Here is a 20,623-nt window from a genome sequence, read left to right on the forward strand (position 1 = left end):
CCGCGTTCCGAAAGTGTGAAACGTCAAAAACGTCAGAAACGTCAGAAACGTCAGAAACGTCGGAGTCGCACACCATGCCTCGCATCGTCTCGCCCCTTCATTCAATGCATTCCCTGAGTGTTCCACCGCTGCGCGCGCTCGGTGCGGCAGCCTGCCTGATCGCCGGACTCGGGCACGTCGGCACGGCCTTTGCGGCCGACGCCGCCGCCGCGCCGCCGCCCTCTGCCTCCGCCACCGCCGTCGCCGTCGCCTTTTCCCGCGCGGCTCCCGGCAGCACCTCGCTCGCCGGCTGGCAGAACCTGCCTGTCGTGAGTGGCAAGAAGCTGACCACGTACACCGTCGTCGCCGATGGCCGGAGCAACGTCGTCGAGGCGAACGCTGCCGATTCCGCCTCAGCGCTCATGGCCAAGGGCGACCGGATCGACCTGAGCGCGACGCCCGTCGTGACCTGGCGCTGGAAAGTCGACAACGCCATCCCCGGTGCCGACAACCGTGTGGCCGACAAGGAAGACTCACCGGCACGGCTCGTGTTCTTCTTCGATGGCGACAAGTCGAAGCTGCCGTTCGGCGATCGCGCGACGATGACACTGGCCAAGGCGGGCGGCGAAGACCTGCCGTACGCCACGCTCATGTACATCTGGTCCAACGACGCAGTGCCGGGCGGCGTCATCCAGAACCCGCACACCGACCGGGTGCAAATGCTCGTCGTGGCGGGGGGCAATGCGTCGCTCGGCAAGTGGCAGACGTTCAGCCGGAACCTCGCGGCCGATTACGAGCGGGTGTATGGAGAGAGGCCGGGCAAGCTGCTCGGATACGGTGTTTTCACCGACAGCGACAACACCCATGCAAATGCCCATGCCTGGTACGGCGACGTGAGGTTCGAGGCGGGAAAATAGAAAGTCATGGAAGGCAATAGACGGCGACTGCAGACCGATGGCAGGCGTGGAGCGCGCGCGTGACGAAGCGTCTTTCCGCGCAAAAATCCGTCGTGAAAAACCATGCCCGGTTTCACCTGTCGAGACCTTGTCGGAAAAGCTGTGCACACGGATCGAAAAATACCCTGAAAGCCCCGTCTGACGGGGCTTTTGCGCTATTGCAACAGTCACTTGCGTGCTACGCTATCTCGCCTAGAATTCGAGCCAGGGTTTGCCGACCGGCTCAGTGCTGTTCACGCCTTTCAACGCCCCGCGAGCGCCATGCAAAAGAATCGCCAGCCCAAGGACGTCACGTTCGCCGCCAGTCCGGTATTGCAATCGCGCACATCGTTGTGGCGCTCCAAACTCGTCGTCATCGCCATCACCCTCGCGTTCATTGGGTTGGTCGCGCGGGCGTTCTGGATTGCCGGCCCGGGCAACGGGTTCTACATCGCGCAGGGCGAAAAGCGCTACGAGCACACCATCGTGATGCCGGCCGTGCGCGGCAAGATCGAAGATCGCGACGGACGTGTACTGGCGACCAGCCTGCCCATGCGCACCATCTGGGCGGTGCCGGCCGAAGTGCCGGACGACCTGTCCGACAGCGACATCCGCAAGGCGAGCAAGTTGCTCGACATTTCGCCCAAGGAGCTGCGCACCAAACTCATTGGCGAAAAGAAATTCGTCTACGTGAAGCGTCAGGTCTCGCCCGAGATCGGCAAGCAGGTCGAAGCGCTGGGCATCCCGGGCGTTTACGAGAGCAGCGAATATAAGCGCTTCTATCCCGAAGGCGAGGTGGCAGCGCACGTCGTGGGCTTCACCAACGTCGAGGACAAGGGCCAGGAAGGCATGGAGCTGGGTGAGGAGTCGTTGCTCGAGGGCACTGCCGGCGTTCGGCGCGTCATCAAAGACCGTATCGGCCGCACCATCCAGGATCTCGACGACTCCAGCCCGCCGCGCGATGGCAAGGACATTCGCCTGACGCTCGACACCCGTGTGCAGTACATCGCGTACGAGGCCCTCAAGAATGCGCTCGACCGCACCGGCGCGAAGGCTGCGATGGCGGTCGTGATCGATGCCAAGTCGGGGCAGGTGCTGGCGCTGGCCAACTTGCCGACCTACAACCCCAACGATCGCGAGCACCTCACCGGCGAGCAGTTGCGCAACCGGGTGTTCACCGACGTTTTCGAGCCCGGCTCCATTCTCAAGCCCTTCACCATGGCGTTGGCGCTCGATCTGCATCGCCTCACGCCCTCGACCCTGATCGACACGGGGCCGGGGCGTTACGTGTTCGAGGGGGCGACCATCAGTGACGACAGTGCGAACGGAGTGCTGACCGCGGCGGGCGTGATCCAGAAGTCCAGCAACATCGGCATGACCAAAGTGTCGACCATGCTGCGGGCCGAGGAGATGTGGGACATGTTCACCGAGATCGGCCTCGGCCAGCAGCCGAAGCTGGGGTTTCCGGGGGCCGTGTCGGGCCGGTTGCGTCCGTACAAATCGTGGCGTCGGATCGAGCAGGCCACGATGGCATACGGCTATGGTATTTCGGCGTCGCTGTTTCAATTGGCGCGGGCGTACACCATCTTCGCCAACGACGGCGTGCTGGTTCCCATCTCGATCATCAAGCCCGATACACCGGTGCAGCCCGAGGGTGTGCGCGTGATCGACGCCCGCACGGCCGCCGAGATGCGCAAGATGCTGGCGGGCGTGGTCGACACCGGCGGCACTGCCACCACGGCGCAGGTGGCGGGGTACAGCATTGGCGGGAAGACCGGGACCGCCTACAAGGCGGGTGCCCACGGCTACGACCATTCGAAATACCGCGCGTCGTTCGTCGGGATTGCGCCCTTGTCTGCGCCGCGCCTGGTGATTGCGGTGTCGGTCGACGAGCCGAAGGCGTCGCAACACTTTGGCGGACAGGCGGCTGGGCCGGCGTTTGCCGAGATTGCGTCGCAGGCATTGCCGCTGCTGGGGATTCGACCGGACCTTCCGGTACAACCCGGCGTGATCCTGGCGGCGCCCACATCCGACACGCCGCCGGACGACAAAGGCTCGCACGGTTGAATGGGTGTTCCGGGAGGGCGATGCGTCCCTCTCGTCGCCGATCTCGGAGCTGAACGGGGATCGTGTCGCGATGGCCCCGCCTTCATGGCCCCGCCTTCATCCGTTCTCGCCTCGGAGGTAACTTCAGTCGAGTCGTTCAATTTCCCGTCCTTCCCGGTTCACAGCTCAGCGGTGGATCGGATCGGGGGCCGCCCGCGGCACTCCATTGCTTGTTAAGTCGCACCGCGGGCGGCCCCCAATCCGATGGATCAACGATAGCGATGCGACGACACCGGGGGCACGGCGTCCCACTGGCGGTGGATTCATGCGCAGGACTGTGAGGTCGAGGATGCGTGAGCGGCGCTTGGCGGTGCCCTGACGGAGCGACTTTAAGGTGGAGCGCAGTCAGGGTGCCGCCAAGCGACGCGGGTACGGGGAATGGGGAGGACGTTAAGGGGGAATGCTCGGGCGGTGTCGACGAACAGGGAGCGTGTGAGCAAAAAAGGCAGTTCGACGATTCGAACTGCCTTTTTTGCATACCGACGCGTCTAAAACCCCAGATAAATGAAGTCGAGTCGTTCAATTTCCGCCCTCCCCGGTTCACACCTCAGCGGTGGATCGGATCGGGGGCCGCCCGCGGCACTCCATTGCTTGTTAAGTCGCACCGCGGGCGGCCCCCGATCCGATGGATCAACGATGACGATGCGACGACACCGAGGGCACGGCGTCCCACTGGCGGTGGATTCATGTGGGGGACTGTGAGGTCGAGGATGCGTGAGCGGCGCTTGGCGGTGCCCTGACGGAGCGACTTTAAGGTGGAGCGCAGTCAGGGTGCCGCCAAGCGCCGCGGGTACGGGGGATGGGGAGGACGTTAAGGGGGAATGCCCGGGCGGTGTCGACGAACAGGGAGTGTGTGAGCAAAAAAGGCAGTTCGACGATTCGAACTGCCTTTTTTGCATACCGAGGCACCTCAACAAGCGCAAACCACAGCAAAAGCGCAATAAAAAAAGGCAGCCCGGAGCGTCCCGAGGCTGCCTTTTCACTTGCCAGAGCTACAGGCAAGCCCGGAGAAGACTTACATCCCCGGCATCATCAGCGAGTTGGCGTTGTGCATGATCCACAGCGAGCCGACAAGCACGATGGCCACGATGAGGATCGTGAATGCAAAGGCCATCACATTCCAGCGTTGTTCCGACGAGCGGTCCATGTGCAGGAAGTAGACGAGGTGGACGATGATCTGCACGAGGGCTGCGCCGAGAATCAGCGGCAGCACCGTCGACGGCGGCATCGTGCCGTCCATCACCAGTTTGAACGGCACGACGGTGAGGATCACAGCCAGCACGAAGCCGATCAGGTACGACTTCACGCTGCCGTGGCTGCCACCAGCGGCGTTGTGGCCAGCTTCGTGGCCGTGCGACTGCACCGAGTTGCTATTGCTCATTTACATGGCTCCCATCAGGTACACGACCGTGAACACGCCGATCCAGACCACGTCCAGAAAGTGCCAGAACAGCGAGAGGCACTGCAGACGGGTGGTGTTGGTCGTGGTCAGGCCCTTCTTGCCGATCTGGAACATCAGCACGGCCATCCACAGCAGGCCCGAGGCAACGTGCAGACCGTGAGTGCCCACCAGTGCGAAGAATGCCGAGAGGAAACCGCTACGGTTCGGGCCGGCGCCTTCGAGGATCAGGTGGTGGAACTCGTACAGTTCCATCGCGATAAAGCCCGCGCCCAGCAGCCACGTGATTGCCAGCCAGCCCTGCACGGCGCCCTTCTTGCCGTTATGCAGGCCCACCATGGCGAAGCCGTAGGTGATCGACGAGAACAGCAGGATGAACGTTTCGACCAGCACGAACTTCAAGTCGAACAGTTCATGGCCCGTCGGGCCGCCCGCCGTGGCACTGCGCTGCACCGCAAAAGTGGCGAACAGGCCCGCGAACAGCACCAGGTCGGTCATCAGGTACACCCAGAAACCGAAGATGGTGTTGCCCCCGGTGTCGTGGTGCGCGTGGTCATGCGCATGCGCATCGGCATGCGCGCCAGAGTGTTTGAGAACTTCGCTCGTCATGATTAAGCCTTTGCTGCTGCGGCCAGTGCCTGATGGTGGGCCGTTTCGATGGCCACCACTTCCGGCGACTGCACGTAGTAGTCGATCGAATCGTTGTTACTGCGGCAGATGAACGTCACGATCATGCCGACGAAGCCCACGATGGCCAGCCACCAGATGTGCCAGATGGCAGCGAAACCGAACACCAGCGAGAACGCGCTGATGATGAAGCCGGCACCCGTGTTCTTCGGCATGTGAATCGGGGCGTAGCTCGTCTTCAGATCGCCCTTGATGCCGTGTTCCTTGCGATAGGCCAGCTCGTCGATGTCGTGCACGCGCGGCTCTTCGGCAAAGTTATAGAACTGCGGCGGCGACGACGTCATCCACTCCAGCGTACGACCATTCCAGGGGTCGCCCGTGGTGTCGGCCAACGCCTTGCGGTTCTTGATCGAGACAACCAGTTGCAACACCTGGAAGCCGATGCCGGCAGCAATGAACAGTGCACCAATGAGCGCGGCGATCAGCCAGGGTTGCCATTCCGGATTGCTGTAGTGGTTCAGGCGACGGGTCATGCCCATCAGGCCCAGTACGTACAGCGGCATGAAGGCGAGGTAGAAACCGATCAGCCAGCACCAGAAGCTTGCCTTGCCCAGGCGCTCGTCGAGCTTGAAGCCGAACGCCTTCGGGAACCAGTAGTTCATGCCCGCAATGTAGCCGAACAACACGCCGCCGATGATCACGTTGTGGAAGTGAGCAATCAGGAACAGCGAGTTGTGCAGCACGAAGTCAGCACCCGGCACGGCCAGCAGCACACCCGTCATGCCGCCGATCACGAACGTGACGATGAAGCCAAGCGTCCACAGCACCGGCGTGGTCATCTGCACGCGACCACGGTACATCGTGAACAGCCAGTTGAAGATCTTCACGCCGGTCGGAATCGAGATGATCATCGTCGCGATGCCGAAGAAGGCGTTCACGCTGGCGCCCGAGCCCATCGTGAAGAAGTGGTGCGCCCACACGAGGAACGACAGCACCATGATCGCGGCCGTGGCATACACCATCGACTTGTAGCCGAACAGCTTCTTGCCCGAGAACGTCGAGATGATCTCCGAGAAGATACCGAACGCCGGCAGGATCAGGATGTACACCTCCGGGTGCCCCCAGATCCAGATCAGGTTGATGTACATCATCGGGTTGCCGCCCAACTCATTCGTAAAGAAATGGAAGTCGAGGTAGCGGTCGAGCGACAGCAGCGCCAGGGTCACCGTGAGCACCGGGAACGCAGCGCAAACGAGCACCATCGTGCACAGCGAGGTCCACGTGAAGATCGGCATCTTCATCAGGTTCATGCCCGGCGCACGCATCTTCAGAATCGTGACGACGAAGTTCACCCCAGTGAGCAACGTCCCCAGACCCGAGATCTGCAAGGCCCAGATGTAGTAGTCCACCCCCACACCCGGACTGTACTGAATGCCCGAAAGCGGCGGATATGCCAACCAGCCCGTGCGCGCGAATTCACCCACGCCCAGCGACAGGTTGACCAGCGCCGCGCCAGCCACGAACAGCCAGAACGACAGCGTGTTCAGGAACGGGAACGCCACGTCGCGCGCGCCGATCTGCAGCGGCACCACAAGGTTCACCAGCCCCGTCATGAAAGGCATCGCCACGAAGAAGATCATGATCACGCCGTGGGCGGTGAAGATCTGGTCGTAGTGATCCGGCGGGAGAATGCCGGGCGAGTTGTGCGCGAGCGCGAGCTGCGTGCGCATCATCATGGCGTCGGCAAAGCCGCGCAGCAGCATGACGAGCGCCACGAGCACGTACATGACACCGATCTTCTTGTGATCGACCGACGTCACCCACTCGTTCCACAGGTACTTCCACTTGCCGAAGTAGGTCAGCAGGGCAATGATGCCCAGCCCACCAAGCACCATCATGCCGACCGCGCCGACAATGATCGGCTCGTGGTACGGGATGGCTTCGAGAGTCAGTTTGCCAAACAGCGTTGACATTGTTGTTTACTCCTTATGCGCGTGCGCAGCCGCACCGGCGTGCATCGCATGCGCGCCGGCGTTGTCCATGGCCATGGTCATCGACTGGCCGTTCTGCACGTTGGCAGCGGCGGCCGGAGCCGTCGCGGCGTCAGTGCCTGCGCCCTTCATTTCCATCTTCATGTCCATGCCCTTCATGTCCATGGCGCCGTGGCTCTCATGGCCTTCCTGCTGCTGCGCCATGCCCGATGCCATCGGGGCGTGCACGATCGACTGGAACATGTTCGCGTCGACCGAGCTGTAATACGTGACCGGCGTGTTCTCGCTCATCGGCACCAGCGAGGCGTAAGTGCCCTTGTCAAGCACCTTCTTCGACTCGCGGACCTTCGTCACCCATGCCTGGAAGTCACCATCGGTCATCGCCAGCGTCTTGAAACGCATGCCCGAGAAACCGCCGCCGCTGTAGTTCGCCGAAATCCCGTCGTACTCGCCGACGTGGTTGGCGATCAGGTGCAGCTTCGTCTCCATGCCCGCCATGGTGTAGACCATGCTACCCAGTTGCGGAATGAAGAACGAGTTCATGATCGATTCCGACGTGATCTTGAAATTCACCGGGGTATCGACAGGAACGGCCAGTTCGTTGATCGACGCAATGCCCTGCTCCGGGTAGATGAACAACCACTTGTAGTTCATCGACACCACTTCGACCGTGATCGGCTTGACTTCGCTTTCCAGCGGCTTGTACGGATCGAGTTCGTGGGTGGACACCCAGGTGATGCGCGCGAGGATCGCAATGATGATGATCGGCACGAGCCAGACCACGACCTCGATGGCCGTCGAGTGCGACCAGTTCGGCTCATAGCGCGCCGACTTGTTGGTCGCGCGATACTTCCACGCGAACCACAGCGTCATCAGGATGACCGGAATCACCACAATCAGCATCAGCCACGTGGCCGTGAGGATCAGGTTCTTGTTCTCTACTCCGATCTGCCCTTTAGGGTCGAGCAGCGTCATGTCGCAGCCGGCCAAAATCAGCGGCGAGCACAAGGCGAGGAGCCTAAACAATCGCGGGTTTCTGTGTTTCTTCATGTCACACGACAGGGTTGAGTTGGCCAGCGAACGGCGCAACACGGGCTTACCGGCCTGATGCAGGGTCGCAGGAGGTTGGCAAGGGTTAAGGTGAGACGGGAGCAGTCGTCACGCCGGTATTGCACCGGTTGAACTACGACGACTGTGTCATCGAAAAGACGGGAACCGGGGCAATTCGCCGCCCGCAGACCTCAAGTCACTGTCCGACTTCTTGTCTTTTACTTCCATCACGGTGCGGCATTATGCCGAAGTTTAATTAGGCCGCCCATCGCACACCCGCCGGCGCGACAATGTGTCGCGCGACCCTCACGCGTACGCGCGCGTCGATTTCCAAGCAGATCGGCACCTTTTTAGCGGTAAACGCTGTGCAATGCAGCAATCGGGCAAGGTTCTCGAATTTCAACGGGTGCGACGTTGTGTCGCACCCTGAATTGCGGTGTCGCAGCGAAAACGCACCATGTTGGTGCGATTGGACTGGCAGGGGATGGGGAAAGTATTGTGCCCGGCTTTTCAGTCGAACGACAGTCGCACGGCGAACGCCATGAGTGCCGCGCCGAACGACCAGCGTTGCACTTTTTGCGCAAGCGGACGGGTGCGCAGCCACCGCGCGATGCGCGCGGCGCCGAAAGCGAGCGCGACGTCGAACATCGCACCAACGATCAGCAACAACACACCGAGTTCGAGCACCTGGGTCCAGACCGGCCCGGCCTCCGGGCGCACGAACTGCGGCAGCAATACCGAGCAGAACAGCAGCGCCTTGGGATTGAGCACGCTCGAGAGCACGCCCCGGCGCACCGCGTGCGAAAGCGGCGGCGGCGCTTCCGCCGACGGCGCCGCGACATCGACGCCGAAAGCCGACGATCGCCATATCTGGATCGCGACCCAGGCGAGATAGATCGCCCCCACGATACGCACCGTCTCGAACAGCCACGGCGCCGCACGCAGCAGCGCAGCCACGCCGCAGGCGGACAGCGTCACGTGCCCTGCGCGTGCCATGGCCAGCCCGCCCGCCGTCGCCAGTCCGTGCCGCACCCCGCGCGTCATGCTCGTTTGCATCACAAGCGCCATGTCGGGCCCTGGCAATGCGTAGACGACGACCAGCGCGCCAATGAAGACAGTGAGCAACTGCAGCGAAACCATGACTTTTCCCCTGACGACCGGTGTGGCCGAGAATAGCCATATGATCCCGCCAAATCAGGAGCATTACATGGCGATTTCCTCGACCATTTACCAGAATATTTAGCTGAATACGCCAATAATGTTCCAAGAGAAGATAAATTCCGCGAGACCCTCGATTCCAGCACGCCACTCGCCCTAGTCCATACGGACGAGGGCAACACTATCCGGAAGCCGCAGTTCGTGGTGGAATGCCATCTTTGCAGCAGCTTTTCGTAGCGGGATACCCACAATGAACGAACTCGACGCCATCGATCGGGCGATCCTGGCCATCGTGCAACGCGACGGCCGCATCTCCAACGCGCGACTCGCCGAGCGCGTGTCGCTTTCCGAGACCCCCTGCGCGCGGCGCCTGAAGCGGCTCGAAGCCGAGGGATACATTACCGGCTACCGCGCGGAACTCTCGTATCGCGCACTCGGCCTGGGCGTCACGGCATTCGTCCACGTGCGCTTCGCCGTGCACGATCGCTCGCTCTCCGAGCAGTTCGAGCGCGAGGTCCAGGCGATCGATCGCATCGTGTCCTGCCACAACATCTCCGGCAGCGCCGACTATCTGCTCGGCGTCGTCGCCACCGACCTGGACGACTACGGAATGTTTACGCGCGATGTGCTGCGCGCCCTTCCCGGCGTTTCGTCGATTGAATCGATGTTGTCGCTGCGCGAAGTCAAACGCGACACCGGCGCACCGTTGCTGTAGCCCGACGCACGCGCTGTGGCACCGCCCGGATTGACCGTAGAATGGCGAGTTGATCAGATCCCCTAAAGCGCGACCAGACTCCCAGGTGCCACATGCCGGACGCCATGCCCGCCGTACCCCCTCAAGCGCCCTCGCGCGCTGAGACCGACCTCGCGCAGACGAGCCCGTCGAACCTCGCACACGGCGCCACGGGCGCGGCGAGTGACGACGCCATGATGTTCGACCTCGCGCCGGTCTCGCTCTGGCTCGAAGACTTCAGTGGCGTGAAACGAATGTTCGACACGTGGCGCGCGCAGGGGGTGACCGATCTGCGCACCCACTTCAAGTCCGATCCGGCGCACGTGTCGGCGTGTTCGCAGCGCATTCGCGTCATCAAGGTCAACCAGCGCACCCTGAACATGTTCAACGCACCGTCACTCGACACGCTGGTGGCGAATCTGCCGCGCGTGTTTCGCGACGACATGCTCAAGACACATATCGAAGAGCTCTGCCAGTTGTGGGACGGCCGCACGCAATTCACGAGCAAGACCGTCAACTACACGCTCGACGGCCGACGTCTCGACGTGCTGCTCAACGGCTCGGTACTGCCCGGCCACGAAGACACGCTCGCGCGGGTGTTGATCTCGCTCGAAGATGTCACCGAACTGGAACACGCCCGCGAGCGCGTGACGATGGGCGAACAATACGCACGAGGCCTCTTCGAGTATTCGCCGGTCTCGCTCTGGGTCGAGGACTTCAGCGCCATCAAGCTGCTGCTCGACGACGCCCGCTCGCGCGGCATCACCGACTTCCGGACCTTCACCGACGTACACCCCGAGTTCGTCGAGCGATGCATGACCGAGATCCACGTGCTCGACGTGAACCGTCACACGCTCGCCATGTTCGTCGCGCCCGACAAGGCCACCCTGCTCGCGCGCCTGCCCGACGTCTTTCGCGACGACATGCGCCACAACTTTCGCGAGCAGTTGATCGACCTGTGGGAGAACAAGCTCTTTCAGCAACGAGAGGTCATCAACTACGCGCTCGACGGCAACGAGATCAACGTCCACCTGCAATTCGCCGTGCTGCCCGGGCACGAGGCGCGGTGGGACCTCGTGCTCGTCGCGCTGACCGATATCACCGCGCGCAAGAAAGCCGAGTCGTACCTCGAATTCCTCGGCAAGCACGACGTGCTGACCAAGCTGCGCAACCGCTCGTTCTATGTCGACGAGCTGAACCGGCTCGAACGCAAGGGACCGTATCCGGTGACGGTCGTCGTGGCGGACCTCAACGGCCTGAAGACCGTCAACGATCAGCTCGGTCACGCCGCCGGCGACGGTATGCTCCGCCGCGCGGGCGAAGTGCTCGGCAAGGCGGTTGTGGCACCGCAGATCGCGGCGCGCATCGGCGGCGACGAGTTCGCGCTGCTGCTGCCGTCGACCGATGCCACGGGCGGCGCAGCCGTCATGGAGAGCATTCGGCAACTCGTCGAACTCAACAACTCCTTCTATCCCGGCACGCCGCTTTCGTTTTCGATGGGAATGGCAACCTGCGAAGCCGGCGAACGACTCGAAGCCACCGTTCAGCGCGCCGATCTGCTGATGTACGAGGAGAAGCGCAATCACTACGCCGGTAGCGTGAACGAACGGCGCGTGCTCGATGCCTTGCCTTCCGGCAGCGGCAGCGTCGCCACGTCTGCCGCACCTGGCGCTTCCGGCACTCCCGGCATGGCGGGGCGGGGCGACGCCTGAGGCCCGCCAAGGCCGCCACGCCCCAGCGGCGCGCAGATCTGCGCGAGCCAGTCGACGAATGCCCTCACGCGCGGCGACACACGCTTTTGCACGGGATACGCGGCTGACAGCCGTAGCGCCGGCGGCGGGCAATTCGGCAAGACCGGCACCAAACGCCCCGACGCGAGATAGGGCGCGGCCGCCAGCACGGTCGGCTGAATCAGCCCGAGCCCTTCCAGGCCCGCAGCGAGGTAGGCGGCTTCGTCGCCCACGTGCAGTTGCCCCCGCGTGCGCACGCACGTGGCGCGCGAGCCGACCATCAGCATGAGATCGCCGCATCGCGTGGTCGGCATCGCGAGCGTCATGCCGGCCACGCCCGCCTCGTCTTCGGCCGGAGCCGACGTCGACGAGGCGGGCAAAGTCAGCGACTCGGCAGGCGCCGAGCGCCACTTCACCGAGGTATGCCTGGCGAGCTCATCGAGGTTTTCCGGCGTTCCGTGCACGTCGAGATAGCGCCGGCTCGCGCACGTCACGCGGGGCAGATCGCCCAAGTGGCGGGCCACCAGACGCGAATCGGGCAACTCGCCCAGCACCACGCCGCAATCGACGCCGTCACCCCGCCAGTCCCCGTGCGCCGGCGTGGCATCCAGCGCTATTTCCAGCCCCGGATAGCGCGACTGGAACTCGGCGAGCGACGGCATCACCACTTCACGGGCGATCACGGGCGGCAGCACCACCGCAAGTCGCCCCCGCAGTTGCGCATGCGCACCGAACAACCCCGATTCGACTTCCTCCACGTCGGCGAGAATCGCCGCGCACCGCTCGTAATAGGCCGCCCCCTCCATCGTGAGTGCCACGCGCCGTGTCGAGCGTGTGAACAGCGCCACCCCGAACCAGCGCTCGAGATGTTGCACATGCGTGGTCGCCGTCGCGCGCGGCAGATCGAGCGAGGCCGCCGCCTTGGTGAAACTGCCCACCTCTGCGACGCGAACGAACGTGCGCATGGCGGTGATGCGATCGATCATGATGCCTCCTGTCCCGGAACGGGCGCGGCGGTCCTGCCGCGCCATGCAACCAGCGCGGCGCCGGCCGGCGCAAGCGCGAAGAGCGCGAACAGCCAGGCCGACGCACGCTGCGCTGGCTCGAGCGCGCCGTCCGCAAGTCCGGCCGAATTGGCAACCAGTCCCGCGAGCGCCGAGCCCAGCGCCATCGAATACAACTGCACCGTGGTGATCGAGGCGGACGCCAGATGCGCTTCGCCCGGACGCGCCGCCGTCATCACCCGTGTGAGCAAATGCGGCCAGCCGATGCCCACGCCCATGCCAACGCCGAAGAGCGCCGCCCCAAGGCTCAACGCGCCCGCAGTGCTCTCGAAGAGAGAGCGCTGCGGCAGCAACCAGGCAAGCGCGAACATGCCGATCGCAACGATCACCGGCCCGAGACGCACACGCCGCTCGGCCGCATCGCCCTGGCGCCCGGCACTCGTCATCGACCCGACCGACCAGCCCGCCGCCATGAGGGCAGCCAGGTAGCCGGCCGCGAACGGCGTCTGCCCGTGAATCGTCTGAAGGAAATACGGGATGTAGATCTCGCTCGTCATAGCCAGCCCGAGCAGGCCCATGGCGGCGTAGAGGCCACCCAGGCGCGTGCGCAACGAATAGGCGCCGGTCGGCATCAGGCGCGGCAACGCATATCGCGCACTTCGCTCTCGGTGCGCGAGCCATCCGACCAGCGCCAGTCCGGCAACCATCCACGCGGCGGCAAGCCGATGCGAGGCGACTACCGCGCCGAGCGAGATCGCAACCGCCGACGCGCACAGCAAGATCACCTTGAACCACGGAATGATCTTCGCCTCGTCGCTGCGCGGCGATGCCGTACCGGCTGCCATGGCGCGTCCGGCGGGCACCTGCACCCGAATGATGAGGCCGAGGCCCACGACGACCGGCAGCAGCGACCAGAAGGCCCAGCGCCAATGCCCGAACTGCGCAAAGATGCCACCCAGCGCCGGGCCGCAAAGCGTGGCCACCCCCCACATGCCCGAGATAAGTCCCATCGCCCTCGACCACAACGACGGCGCAAAGACAACGCGGATCAAGGCGTAGCTGAGCGAGAGCAAAATGCCACCACCGAAACCCTGCAGCGTTCTGCCCGCAAGCATCCACGGCATGGTCGGCGCCGCCGCGCATAGGATCGTGCCCGCGCTGAAGCCGAGCAGTGCCATTCCATAGGCGACGCGCGGTCCGAACGTCGCCATCAACGTTGCGGCAAATACCGAACCGAGGATCGACGCCACCACGAAAAGCGTCGTGTTCCACGCGTACAGGTCGAGCCCGCCGATGTCCCGAACAATCGACGGCAGCACGGTCGTCGATACATAAACATTGGTGGCATGCAGCGCCACCCCGCCGGCCAGCGCCAGCGAACGCCAACCGTTCTTGCCGCTCAACAGATCCCGCCAGCCCGGCGTCCCGGAATTCGTCGTGTTCGTTGTCATGGATGGACAGCCACCCCTCGGGCGACTAATATGCAAGAAAATTCTTGGATATTACATGCCGCACCATGAATTACACAAATAACCACTTGGATAATAGGGCAGTCCCATCGGCGACCGGCGCCGGGCACGAGCGCGTCTTGCATTGGTTGAAAACGCAGGGGCCGGCGTCGACGGCGGAGGTCGCCGCGGCGCTGGGGATCACGGCCGAGGCTGCGCGCCTGCAGGTGCAGCGGCTGGTGTCGGACGGCCTGCTCATTGGCCAGACGATGCCCTCACGCGGGGCGGGACGCCCACGCCAGACGTGGATGCTCACGGAAGCCGGGCATGCCCGCTTCCCCGACGCCCACTCGCATCTCACGATCCAATTGATCGGATCGATCCGTCAGTTGTTCGGCGACGATGGGCTGGATCGTCTCATCTCCCAGCGTGCAGCGGACACGCGGTTGCATTACAAGCAGGCCGTCGATCCGCTCAAGGGACTGCAGGCGCGGCTCGACAAGCTCGCGGAGATCCGGTCGGCCGAGGGCTATATGGCGCGAGTGGAGCGTGACGGCGACGACTGGCTGCTCATCGAGGACCACTGCCCGATCTGCGCCGCCGCCAAGACCTGCCAGGGCTTTTGCCGTACCGAGCTGGAGTTGTTTCAGGAACTGGTCGGCGAGCGTGGCACCGTCTCTCGCGAGACGCACATCCTCGCGGGCGGGCAGCGCTGCACGTACCGCGTGCGAACCCCGTGAACGCGTCGCGGGCGTCAGTGCCGGTGCGCTCGCGGGAAGGCTGGCGGGACAGCACGCGCGCATCCCTGGCGTACGACAGGGTGTAATGGATGGGATGCGGTGCGCCGCGCTCAGCGCGGCTGGAAGGCGATGAGGCCCATGCCCACCAGGGCCACCGTCACCCCGGCCATGTCCCAGGAGGTTGGACGTACGCCGTCCACCCACCACAGCCACACGATCGCCACGGTGATGTAGACGCCGCCATACGCCGCATAGACGCGGCCGGCCGCGGCGGGATGCAGCGTCAGCAGCCAGGCGAACAGCGCCAGCGACGCCGCGCCCGGTACCAGCAGCCATGCGCTGCGATCCTGCCTGAGCCAAAGCCACGGCAAATAGCAGCCCACGATTTCCGCCACCGCGGTGACGACATACAGTGCAAAGGTTTTCATGACGCGATTATGCCGGGCGCGCCGGGCATGCGTCACCGCACAATGGCCTACAATGCCGCCTTCAACGGAGAAGCTCATGGAATCGCTGGAAGCCCGCATCGTCGAACTCGAAATCAAGACGGCGTTTCAGGAAGACCTGCTCGAAACGCTCAACGGCATCGTGACACGGCAGGAGCAGCAAATCGACCTGCTCCAGAAACAGTTCAAGGCGCTTTACCAACAGGTGCTCTCGCAAGGCCCGGGCGGCAACGACGGCAACCCGCGCCACGAAATCCCGCCGCACTATTGATCTGCCCGGCAGGCGACGCACTCGCGCAGGCCGAACGATTCCCGATCGCGCGAGTCACATCGCTATCGACGACTCAGGCACCGCCGCGCCGTGCCCGTCCCAGGACCTTCGCAACATGACCACCCGCCGCCCGCCCTCGCTCCCCGGTTTGCTCCCCGCTTCGCGTCTGTCGCAACTGCCGCTTTCGCCGCTTTCGTTGGCGGGGGCGACATCTCAGGGCGAGGCCGCGCACCTCGCGGCGTCGCGTCGCGACGTCTTGCGCATCGGGCTCGCCGGCCTGCTCGGTCTGGCGCTGGCCTCGCGCATGCAACGGGCCGACGCCGGCTACAACATCTGGACCGGCGAATACACCATGACGCGCAAGGACATCGAAAGCGCCGTCGACAAGCGATTCCCGACCACGCTCAACTACGGCCAACTGCTCACCGTCGAACTGACGCATCCCCGGATCGGCTTCAATCCGCAGGCCAACCGCGTCAACACGCAGGTCGATGCGCAATTGCAGAACATCCTGCTGCAAGGCCAGCCGCTCCAGGGCTCGCTGGCGATCTCGAGCGCACTGAAATACGACCCCGTCCGACGCGCCGTGCTGCTCGACCGTCCGAGTGTCGAGCGGGTGGACGTGAACGGCATGCCACCCGCCTACGGCCAGCAATTGACCGCGATCGGCGGCACCGTCGCGCAGCAGATCCTCGATCAGTATCCGATCTACACCTTCAAGCCGGAGCAATTGCGCTACGGTGGACGCGACGTCGAACCGGGCGCCATCACGGTGCTGCCCGACGGCATCAAGGTCGAAGTCAAGACAAAATAGGCGCGAAGCAAAAAGGGCAGCCAACCGGCTGCCCTTTTCCTTTACCGCAATCGACGGCCCTGTGGGCCGCCAACATCAGACCACCGTCAGCGTCACGTCGATGTTGCCGCGCGTGGCGTTCGAGTACGGGCACACGATGTGCGCCTTCTGCACGAGGTCTTCCACAACCTTGCGGTCCACGCCCGGAACGCTAATCTTGAGCTCCGCCTGGATGCCGAAACCGGTCGGGATCTGGCCGATGCCGACGCTGCCGTCGATCTTGGTCTCGGCCGGCAACGCGATCTTTTCCTTGCCGGCGACGAACTTCAGCGCGCCGAGAAAGCAGGCCGAATAGCCCGCGGCGAAAAGTTGTTCCGGGTTGGTGCCGCCAACGCCCGGGCCACCCATTTCCTTGGGCACCACAAGCTTGACGTCGAGCACGCCGTCCGAGGACACGGCGCGGCCATCACGGCCTCCGGTGGCGGTGGCGTGAGCGGTGTACAGCACTTTTTCGATCGACATGACGAACTCCTGGTAAGTAGAAAATTTCACTTCCAAACCTCGATCGCAGCGGCCTGACGTGCCATCGCGGCAACCTCTGCCGGCCGAACGATCCAACCTGACATACAAACGCGCGTCGAACTCACGTCATGACGCATTTCGCACGCGTGTGTTCCCGCGTCGACGGTACCGATGTGCCACATACGCCCAGCCGCTGGCCACGCCCGCGCCGCACGCAAACACCGTCGACGATCTTAATGCACCTTCGGCAACCGCACCGTGGCACCGCCTCGACCTGTCGCCGAAACGCGTCCCGATTTCCCGATTCCCGCGACTTCATTCACTTATCTATCAATAGATAGATATCGAATCACAAAAATATGGGAGATGAACTCCCGCCTGGCGCCGCCGTCGTCACGAACTTCCACGGTGTCGCCGCGTCAGGCGACCCCACAGACCGACGCCACGACATCTTCCAGTCTCGACGGCGCCCGAAACAGCCGGGAGGCCATCACACTGCCCTGGAATCCGGCAAACAACGCCCGCGCCGTCGCTTCGGGTGACGACGTGAGCGTCAGTGTTCCCTGCGCCACGCCATCGGCCAACACGCGCGCCAGCCAGGATTCGTGGAACGCGAAGAACCGTTGGACCGCGTTACGCACTGTCTCCGGCAGCGTTTCGATGTCGGCGGCCAGCATGCCGCACAGGCAGATACGTTGACCGTCAGCCACGATACGACCGAAACCCTGCGCGTAGAGGCTCAGCTTGCGCTGCACCGGCAATGCCTCATCGATGGCCGCCACGTCCTCTGCAATCGTCGCGTCATACGCCTTCACCGCTTCGAGCACCAAATCTTCCTTGGTGGGGAAGTAATAGTGGATGCTCGATGTCTTCACCCCGACACGCTCGGCCAGATCCCGGTAGCTGAAGCCGTTGTAGCCTCGCGTCATCAGGAACGTCTGTGCGTGATCGAGCAATTGCGCTTTCACGGTCGGTGCGGCGGTCGGTGTCGTGCGGTTCATGAAACGAACTTTATCTATCGATAGGTAGATAGTCAAGCGTTTCGATATACCGGGTCGATTGAAATTTTCGATGGCCATCATAGCCGTCGCCCCGCCCCGTACCTGCAAATGTGCAAAAGCGGCCCCGCGGGCCGCTTTTGCCAGGAAGCGACGTCGGTCGTGCGTCGCCCGTCTCGGCGCGACGCAGCGCCCTCAGAAGTCGATCTTCGCGTTCAGGCTGATCATGCGCGGGTCGGCCGGTTTGATGTAGTTGTCGTACTGGTACTCCCAGTACTGGCGATTGGTCAGGTTGCTCACCGCGGCACGCAGCGTCACGTCCTTGCCGGCCACGCGTGTGCGATAGGTCGCCCCCAGGTTGACGAGCGTGTAGCCCGACACCGTGAGCGAGTTCTGCGGATTGAGCGACGTGCGGCCGTTGTAGCGAATGTCGCCACCGACCGACAGGCCGGGCACATACGGGATCTTGTACTCGACGCTGCCCGAGAGCACGAAGCGCGGTGCGCCGCCGACGCGATTGCCATCAAAGCCGTTGGCCGTGCGCGCGTACCAGGCATCGAGTGCCATGGCGCTCGCGCCGAGCGTCCAACGGGGTCCGAGCTTCACCGAGCCCGCGACCTCGATCCCCTGGTAGATCGACTGACCGTCGGCCACGCGCGCGTTGGCGCTGTTGGTATAGACCGCGCCGCGCTCGATGCGGAAGATCGAGGCCGTCGTGCTCCACGTCGACTGCTCGGTCTTCACACCGACTTCGTACTGGCGGCTCTTGAACGGGTTGAGCACCGCACCGGCGTTCGCGTAGGTCGAACCGACGACTTCGCCCGCCTCCAGCGCTTCCACGTAGCTGGCATACGCGGTGGTGTTCGCCGCGAGCTTGTACATGACGGCCAACGTCGGCGTGAACACGCCGTTGGTCGAGTAGGTCGATACGCCCTGCGCGTTCGTCTGGTTGTAATTCGTGAAGCGGCCGCCCGCGAGCACCGACCAGCGCTCGGTCAGTTGCACGGTGTCCGACGCGAACACCGAACGCTGCTCGATGGCGCTGGAGCGTTGCGCCTTGAGCGACGTGCCGTCGCCGTAATACTGGTAAGACGTGCCCTGGTATAGATTGCCGGCATAGGTCGGGCTGTACAGATAGGCGTAGTCATTGGTCTGATACTGCGAAGCGAGCCCGAATGTGAGCTGATGGGCGAACGGGCCGGTACGCACCTTGCCTTCGGCCGTGACCTGCCAGGCCCGGAACGTGTTGTTTTCGTCGCCCAGATCGTTCTGGCCGCTGAAGTCGCCCGCGCCGTTGAGCAGATACAACGTGGCTTCGTTACGGTCCCGCGTCGACTTGTTGAACGCGTAGTTCGCCGAGACCTTCCAATCCGGATTGATCTGGTATTGGAGACCGGTCGTGTAGAACTGCGTGATCGTGTTCAGATGTGTGGTCTGCGTTTGCAGATTCGCATTGGACACATTGACGGGACCGGGCAATTGCGCTCCGGAGAAGCTGTACGTCGAGAGCGAGGGGGACGTGCCCGTGGCGCGCCGATCCTGATACATCGCGCCGAAGTTCCACGTGAGATCGCGGGTGATGCGCGCGTCGAGCGCGACCGAAACGGTATCGCGATTGAGGTTGCCGTCGGTGTACGTCCGCCCCTCTTCATGCGTGTAGTTCAAACGCGCACCGAACATGTCGTTCGGTCCCGCGCGTCCACCGAGATCCACATGCTCGCGCCAGATACCTTCGGAATGAAAGCCCACGTCGACGCTCGCGATACGCTCGTTGGTAGGCTGCTTCGTCACGTAGTTCACTACCCCGCCCGGAGCGACGAAGCCGTACATGAAGCCGGACAGCCCCTTGAGCAGTTCCACGCGATCGAACTGTTCGTACGGCATGGTCACGCCGTAAGTCATCACCGGCAGGCCGTCGAGCTTGAAGCCGGACTGCCAGTCGATGGGCATGCCGCGCACGAAGATGTAGCCCGCCCAGGCATCGAAGGCGTTGCTGCCGTCGGTCACCGACGCGTCGGTCACGAACACGTCGCCGAGCTTGGCGGGCTGGCGCTGTTCGAGCTGTTCCTGGCTCACGACGGTGGTCGAATATGGCGTGTCGAGCTGGCTGCGCGAGCCGAGCGCGCCCGCCTGTACGGGCTGCTTGAGATTCTGCGGGGTCTCGCGCAGCGCCGAACTCGTCACCGTCGTAGCCTTGAGTGTCGCCTGCGAGGCGGTGTCGGCCGAGCTCGCGTCCGCATTGCCGACGTTACCCGGAGTCTGGGCGAAAGCCGGAACAACGGCAAAGCTCAGCAAGACGGCCAGTGCCAGCGGCGCCAATGCGCCGCAGGGCGCCGGAAGAGCCAATGGCGTGCAATGCATACCCGGTGCTGCGGCGTTGCGCGCGGCGCGCAACGTCCGAGGGGCGTGAACGAAAGACATGCTTGAATTCCCGTGTGACTGTCGAAATCTTTATTTTTAATGAGAATCGTTAACGTTCTCATTTAAGTTTCGGAATATTAGCAAACGTCAGCGCTGCGTCAACAAATGTTGTCAGCCACAGACGTCAACAACACGGAAATACAACATTTCCGATCCTTACACGCACGCCACGCAGGCGGACGTGATATCGCGCGCGGGGCCCGGAACAAATAGGCTAGTATTGCGGCACTGTCGCCAACCGAGCGGCTAATTGAACGGAACGCCGGCCCTCA

Annotated in this window: 17 protein-coding genes and 1 pseudogene; 7 read left to right on the forward strand and 11 right to left on the reverse strand. The window is 63.4% G+C overall.

Features of this window, described 5'->3' with window-relative positions; all coding sequences use genetic code 11:
* The first annotated feature begins 104 nt into the window (after positions 1-104).
* Positions 105-896: a DUF3047 domain-containing protein gene (locus PMO31116_RS10500; RefSeq protein ID WP_150566674.1), complete on the forward strand. Its 792-nt coding sequence runs from the start codon at positions 105-107 to the stop codon at positions 894-896.
* Between the two features lie 300 nt (positions 897-1,196).
* Entirely contained in the window at positions 1,197-2,981 is a 1,785-nt protein-coding gene (locus tag PMO31116_RS10505) for a peptidoglycan D,D-transpeptidase FtsI family protein (protein WP_150566675.1), read from the forward strand.
* A gap of 1,054 nt (positions 2,982-4,035) precedes the next feature.
* Here the strand turns inward: PMO31116_RS10505 and PMO31116_RS23650 are convergent.
* The 5 genes from PMO31116_RS23650 to PMO31116_RS10525 form a co-directional block, all read right to left on the reverse strand.
* Positions 4,036-4,401, reverse strand: a complete 366-nt coding sequence (locus tag PMO31116_RS23650) for a cytochrome o ubiquinol oxidase subunit IV (RefSeq protein WP_023595031.1) — start codon at positions 4,399-4,401, stop codon at positions 4,036-4,038.
* Positions 4,402-5,028 carry a cytochrome o ubiquinol oxidase subunit III gene (locus tag PMO31116_RS23655; RefSeq protein ID WP_174971135.1) on the reverse strand — a complete coding sequence of 209 codons (627 nt, stop codon included), beginning with the start codon at positions 5,026-5,028 and terminating at the stop codon, positions 4,402-4,404.
* 2 nt (positions 5,029-5,030) lie between these two features.
* Positions 5,031-7,010: a cytochrome o ubiquinol oxidase subunit I gene (gene cyoB, locus PMO31116_RS10515; RefSeq protein WP_150566823.1), complete on the reverse strand. Its 1,980-nt coding sequence runs from the start codon at positions 7,008-7,010 to the stop codon at positions 5,031-5,033.
* A gap of 15 nt (positions 7,011-7,025) precedes the next feature.
* The gene (cyoA, locus tag PMO31116_RS10520; protein ID WP_150566676.1) at positions 7,026-8,087 is read right to left on the reverse strand and encodes a ubiquinol oxidase subunit II; all 1,062 of its coding nucleotides are present in this window, start codon (positions 8,085-8,087) and stop codon (positions 7,026-7,028) included.
* Between the two features lie 510 nt (positions 8,088-8,597).
* The gene (locus PMO31116_RS10525) at positions 8,598-9,227 is read right to left on the reverse strand and encodes a LysE family translocator (protein ID WP_150566677.1); all 630 of its coding nucleotides are present in this window, start codon (positions 9,225-9,227) and stop codon (positions 8,598-8,600) included.
* Between the two features lie 268 nt (positions 9,228-9,495).
* Between PMO31116_RS10525 and PMO31116_RS10530 the strand changes: the two genes are divergently transcribed.
* Complete coding sequence (locus PMO31116_RS10530; RefSeq protein WP_023595026.1) at positions 9,496-9,960, forward strand: Lrp/AsnC family transcriptional regulator; 465 nt, start codon at positions 9,496-9,498, stop codon at positions 9,958-9,960.
* Between the two features lie 212 nt (positions 9,961-10,172).
* Complete coding sequence (locus PMO31116_RS24060) at positions 10,173-11,690, forward strand: sensor domain-containing diguanylate cyclase (RefSeq protein WP_246185256.1); 1,518 nt, start codon at positions 10,173-10,175, stop codon at positions 11,688-11,690.
* A 50-nt stretch (positions 11,691-11,740) separates the two neighbouring features.
* Here the strand turns inward: PMO31116_RS24060 and PMO31116_RS10540 are convergent.
* A pseudogene (locus tag PMO31116_RS10540) lies at positions 11,741-12,739 on the reverse strand (LysR family transcriptional regulator); the annotation flags it as partial.
* Complete coding sequence (locus PMO31116_RS10545; RefSeq protein ID WP_150566680.1) at positions 12,691-14,163, reverse strand: MFS transporter; 1,473 nt, start codon at positions 14,161-14,163, stop codon at positions 12,691-12,693. The pseudogene PMO31116_RS10540 and the gene PMO31116_RS10545, both read right to left, overlap by 49 nt.
* Before the next feature lie 137 nt (positions 14,164-14,300).
* Between PMO31116_RS10545 and PMO31116_RS10550 the strand changes: the two genes are divergently transcribed.
* Positions 14,301-14,900: a helix-turn-helix transcriptional regulator gene (locus PMO31116_RS10550; protein WP_343038612.1), complete on the forward strand. Its 600-nt coding sequence runs from the start codon at positions 14,301-14,303 to the stop codon at positions 14,898-14,900.
* Positions 14,901-15,010: 110 nt separating this feature from the next.
* Here PMO31116_RS10550 and PMO31116_RS10555 read toward each other — a convergent pair whose 3' ends face one another.
* Entirely contained in the window at positions 15,011-15,328 is a 318-nt protein-coding gene (locus tag PMO31116_RS10555; protein ID WP_023871890.1) for a YnfA family protein, read from the reverse strand.
* A gap of 85 nt (positions 15,329-15,413) precedes the next feature.
* On the opposite strand from PMO31116_RS10555, the gene PMO31116_RS10560 reads away from it, so the two are divergent.
* Complete coding sequence (locus PMO31116_RS10560) at positions 15,414-15,617, forward strand: SlyX family protein (protein ID WP_150566824.1); 204 nt, start codon at positions 15,414-15,416, stop codon at positions 15,615-15,617.
* Between the two features lie 115 nt (positions 15,618-15,732).
* Positions 15,733-16,431: a DUF1439 domain-containing protein gene (locus tag PMO31116_RS10565; RefSeq protein WP_150566682.1), complete on the forward strand. Its 699-nt coding sequence runs from the start codon at positions 15,733-15,735 to the stop codon at positions 16,429-16,431.
* A gap of 75 nt (positions 16,432-16,506) precedes the next feature.
* Here PMO31116_RS10565 and PMO31116_RS10570 read toward each other — a convergent pair whose 3' ends face one another.
* From PMO31116_RS10570 to PMO31116_RS10580, 3 genes are all read right to left on the reverse strand, one after another.
* Positions 16,507-16,932: an organic hydroperoxide resistance protein gene (locus tag PMO31116_RS10570; RefSeq protein WP_023595018.1), complete on the reverse strand. Its 426-nt coding sequence runs from the start codon at positions 16,930-16,932 to the stop codon at positions 16,507-16,509.
* A 419-nt stretch (positions 16,933-17,351) separates the two neighbouring features.
* Positions 17,352-17,933 (reverse strand): TetR/AcrR family transcriptional regulator, encoded by a 582-nt coding sequence (locus PMO31116_RS10575; protein ID WP_150566683.1) that lies wholly within the window; start codon positions 17,931-17,933, stop codon positions 17,352-17,354.
* Between the two features lie 192 nt (positions 17,934-18,125).
* Positions 18,126-20,351: a TonB-dependent siderophore receptor gene (locus PMO31116_RS10580; protein ID WP_246185241.1), complete on the reverse strand. Its 2,226-nt coding sequence runs from the start codon at positions 20,349-20,351 to the stop codon at positions 18,126-18,128.
* Positions 20,352-20,623: the final 272 nt, after the last annotated feature.

The organism is Pandoraea morbifera, assembly GCF_902459575.1.
Lineage (GTDB): Bacteria > Pseudomonadota > Gammaproteobacteria > Burkholderiales > Burkholderiaceae > Pandoraea > Pandoraea morbifera.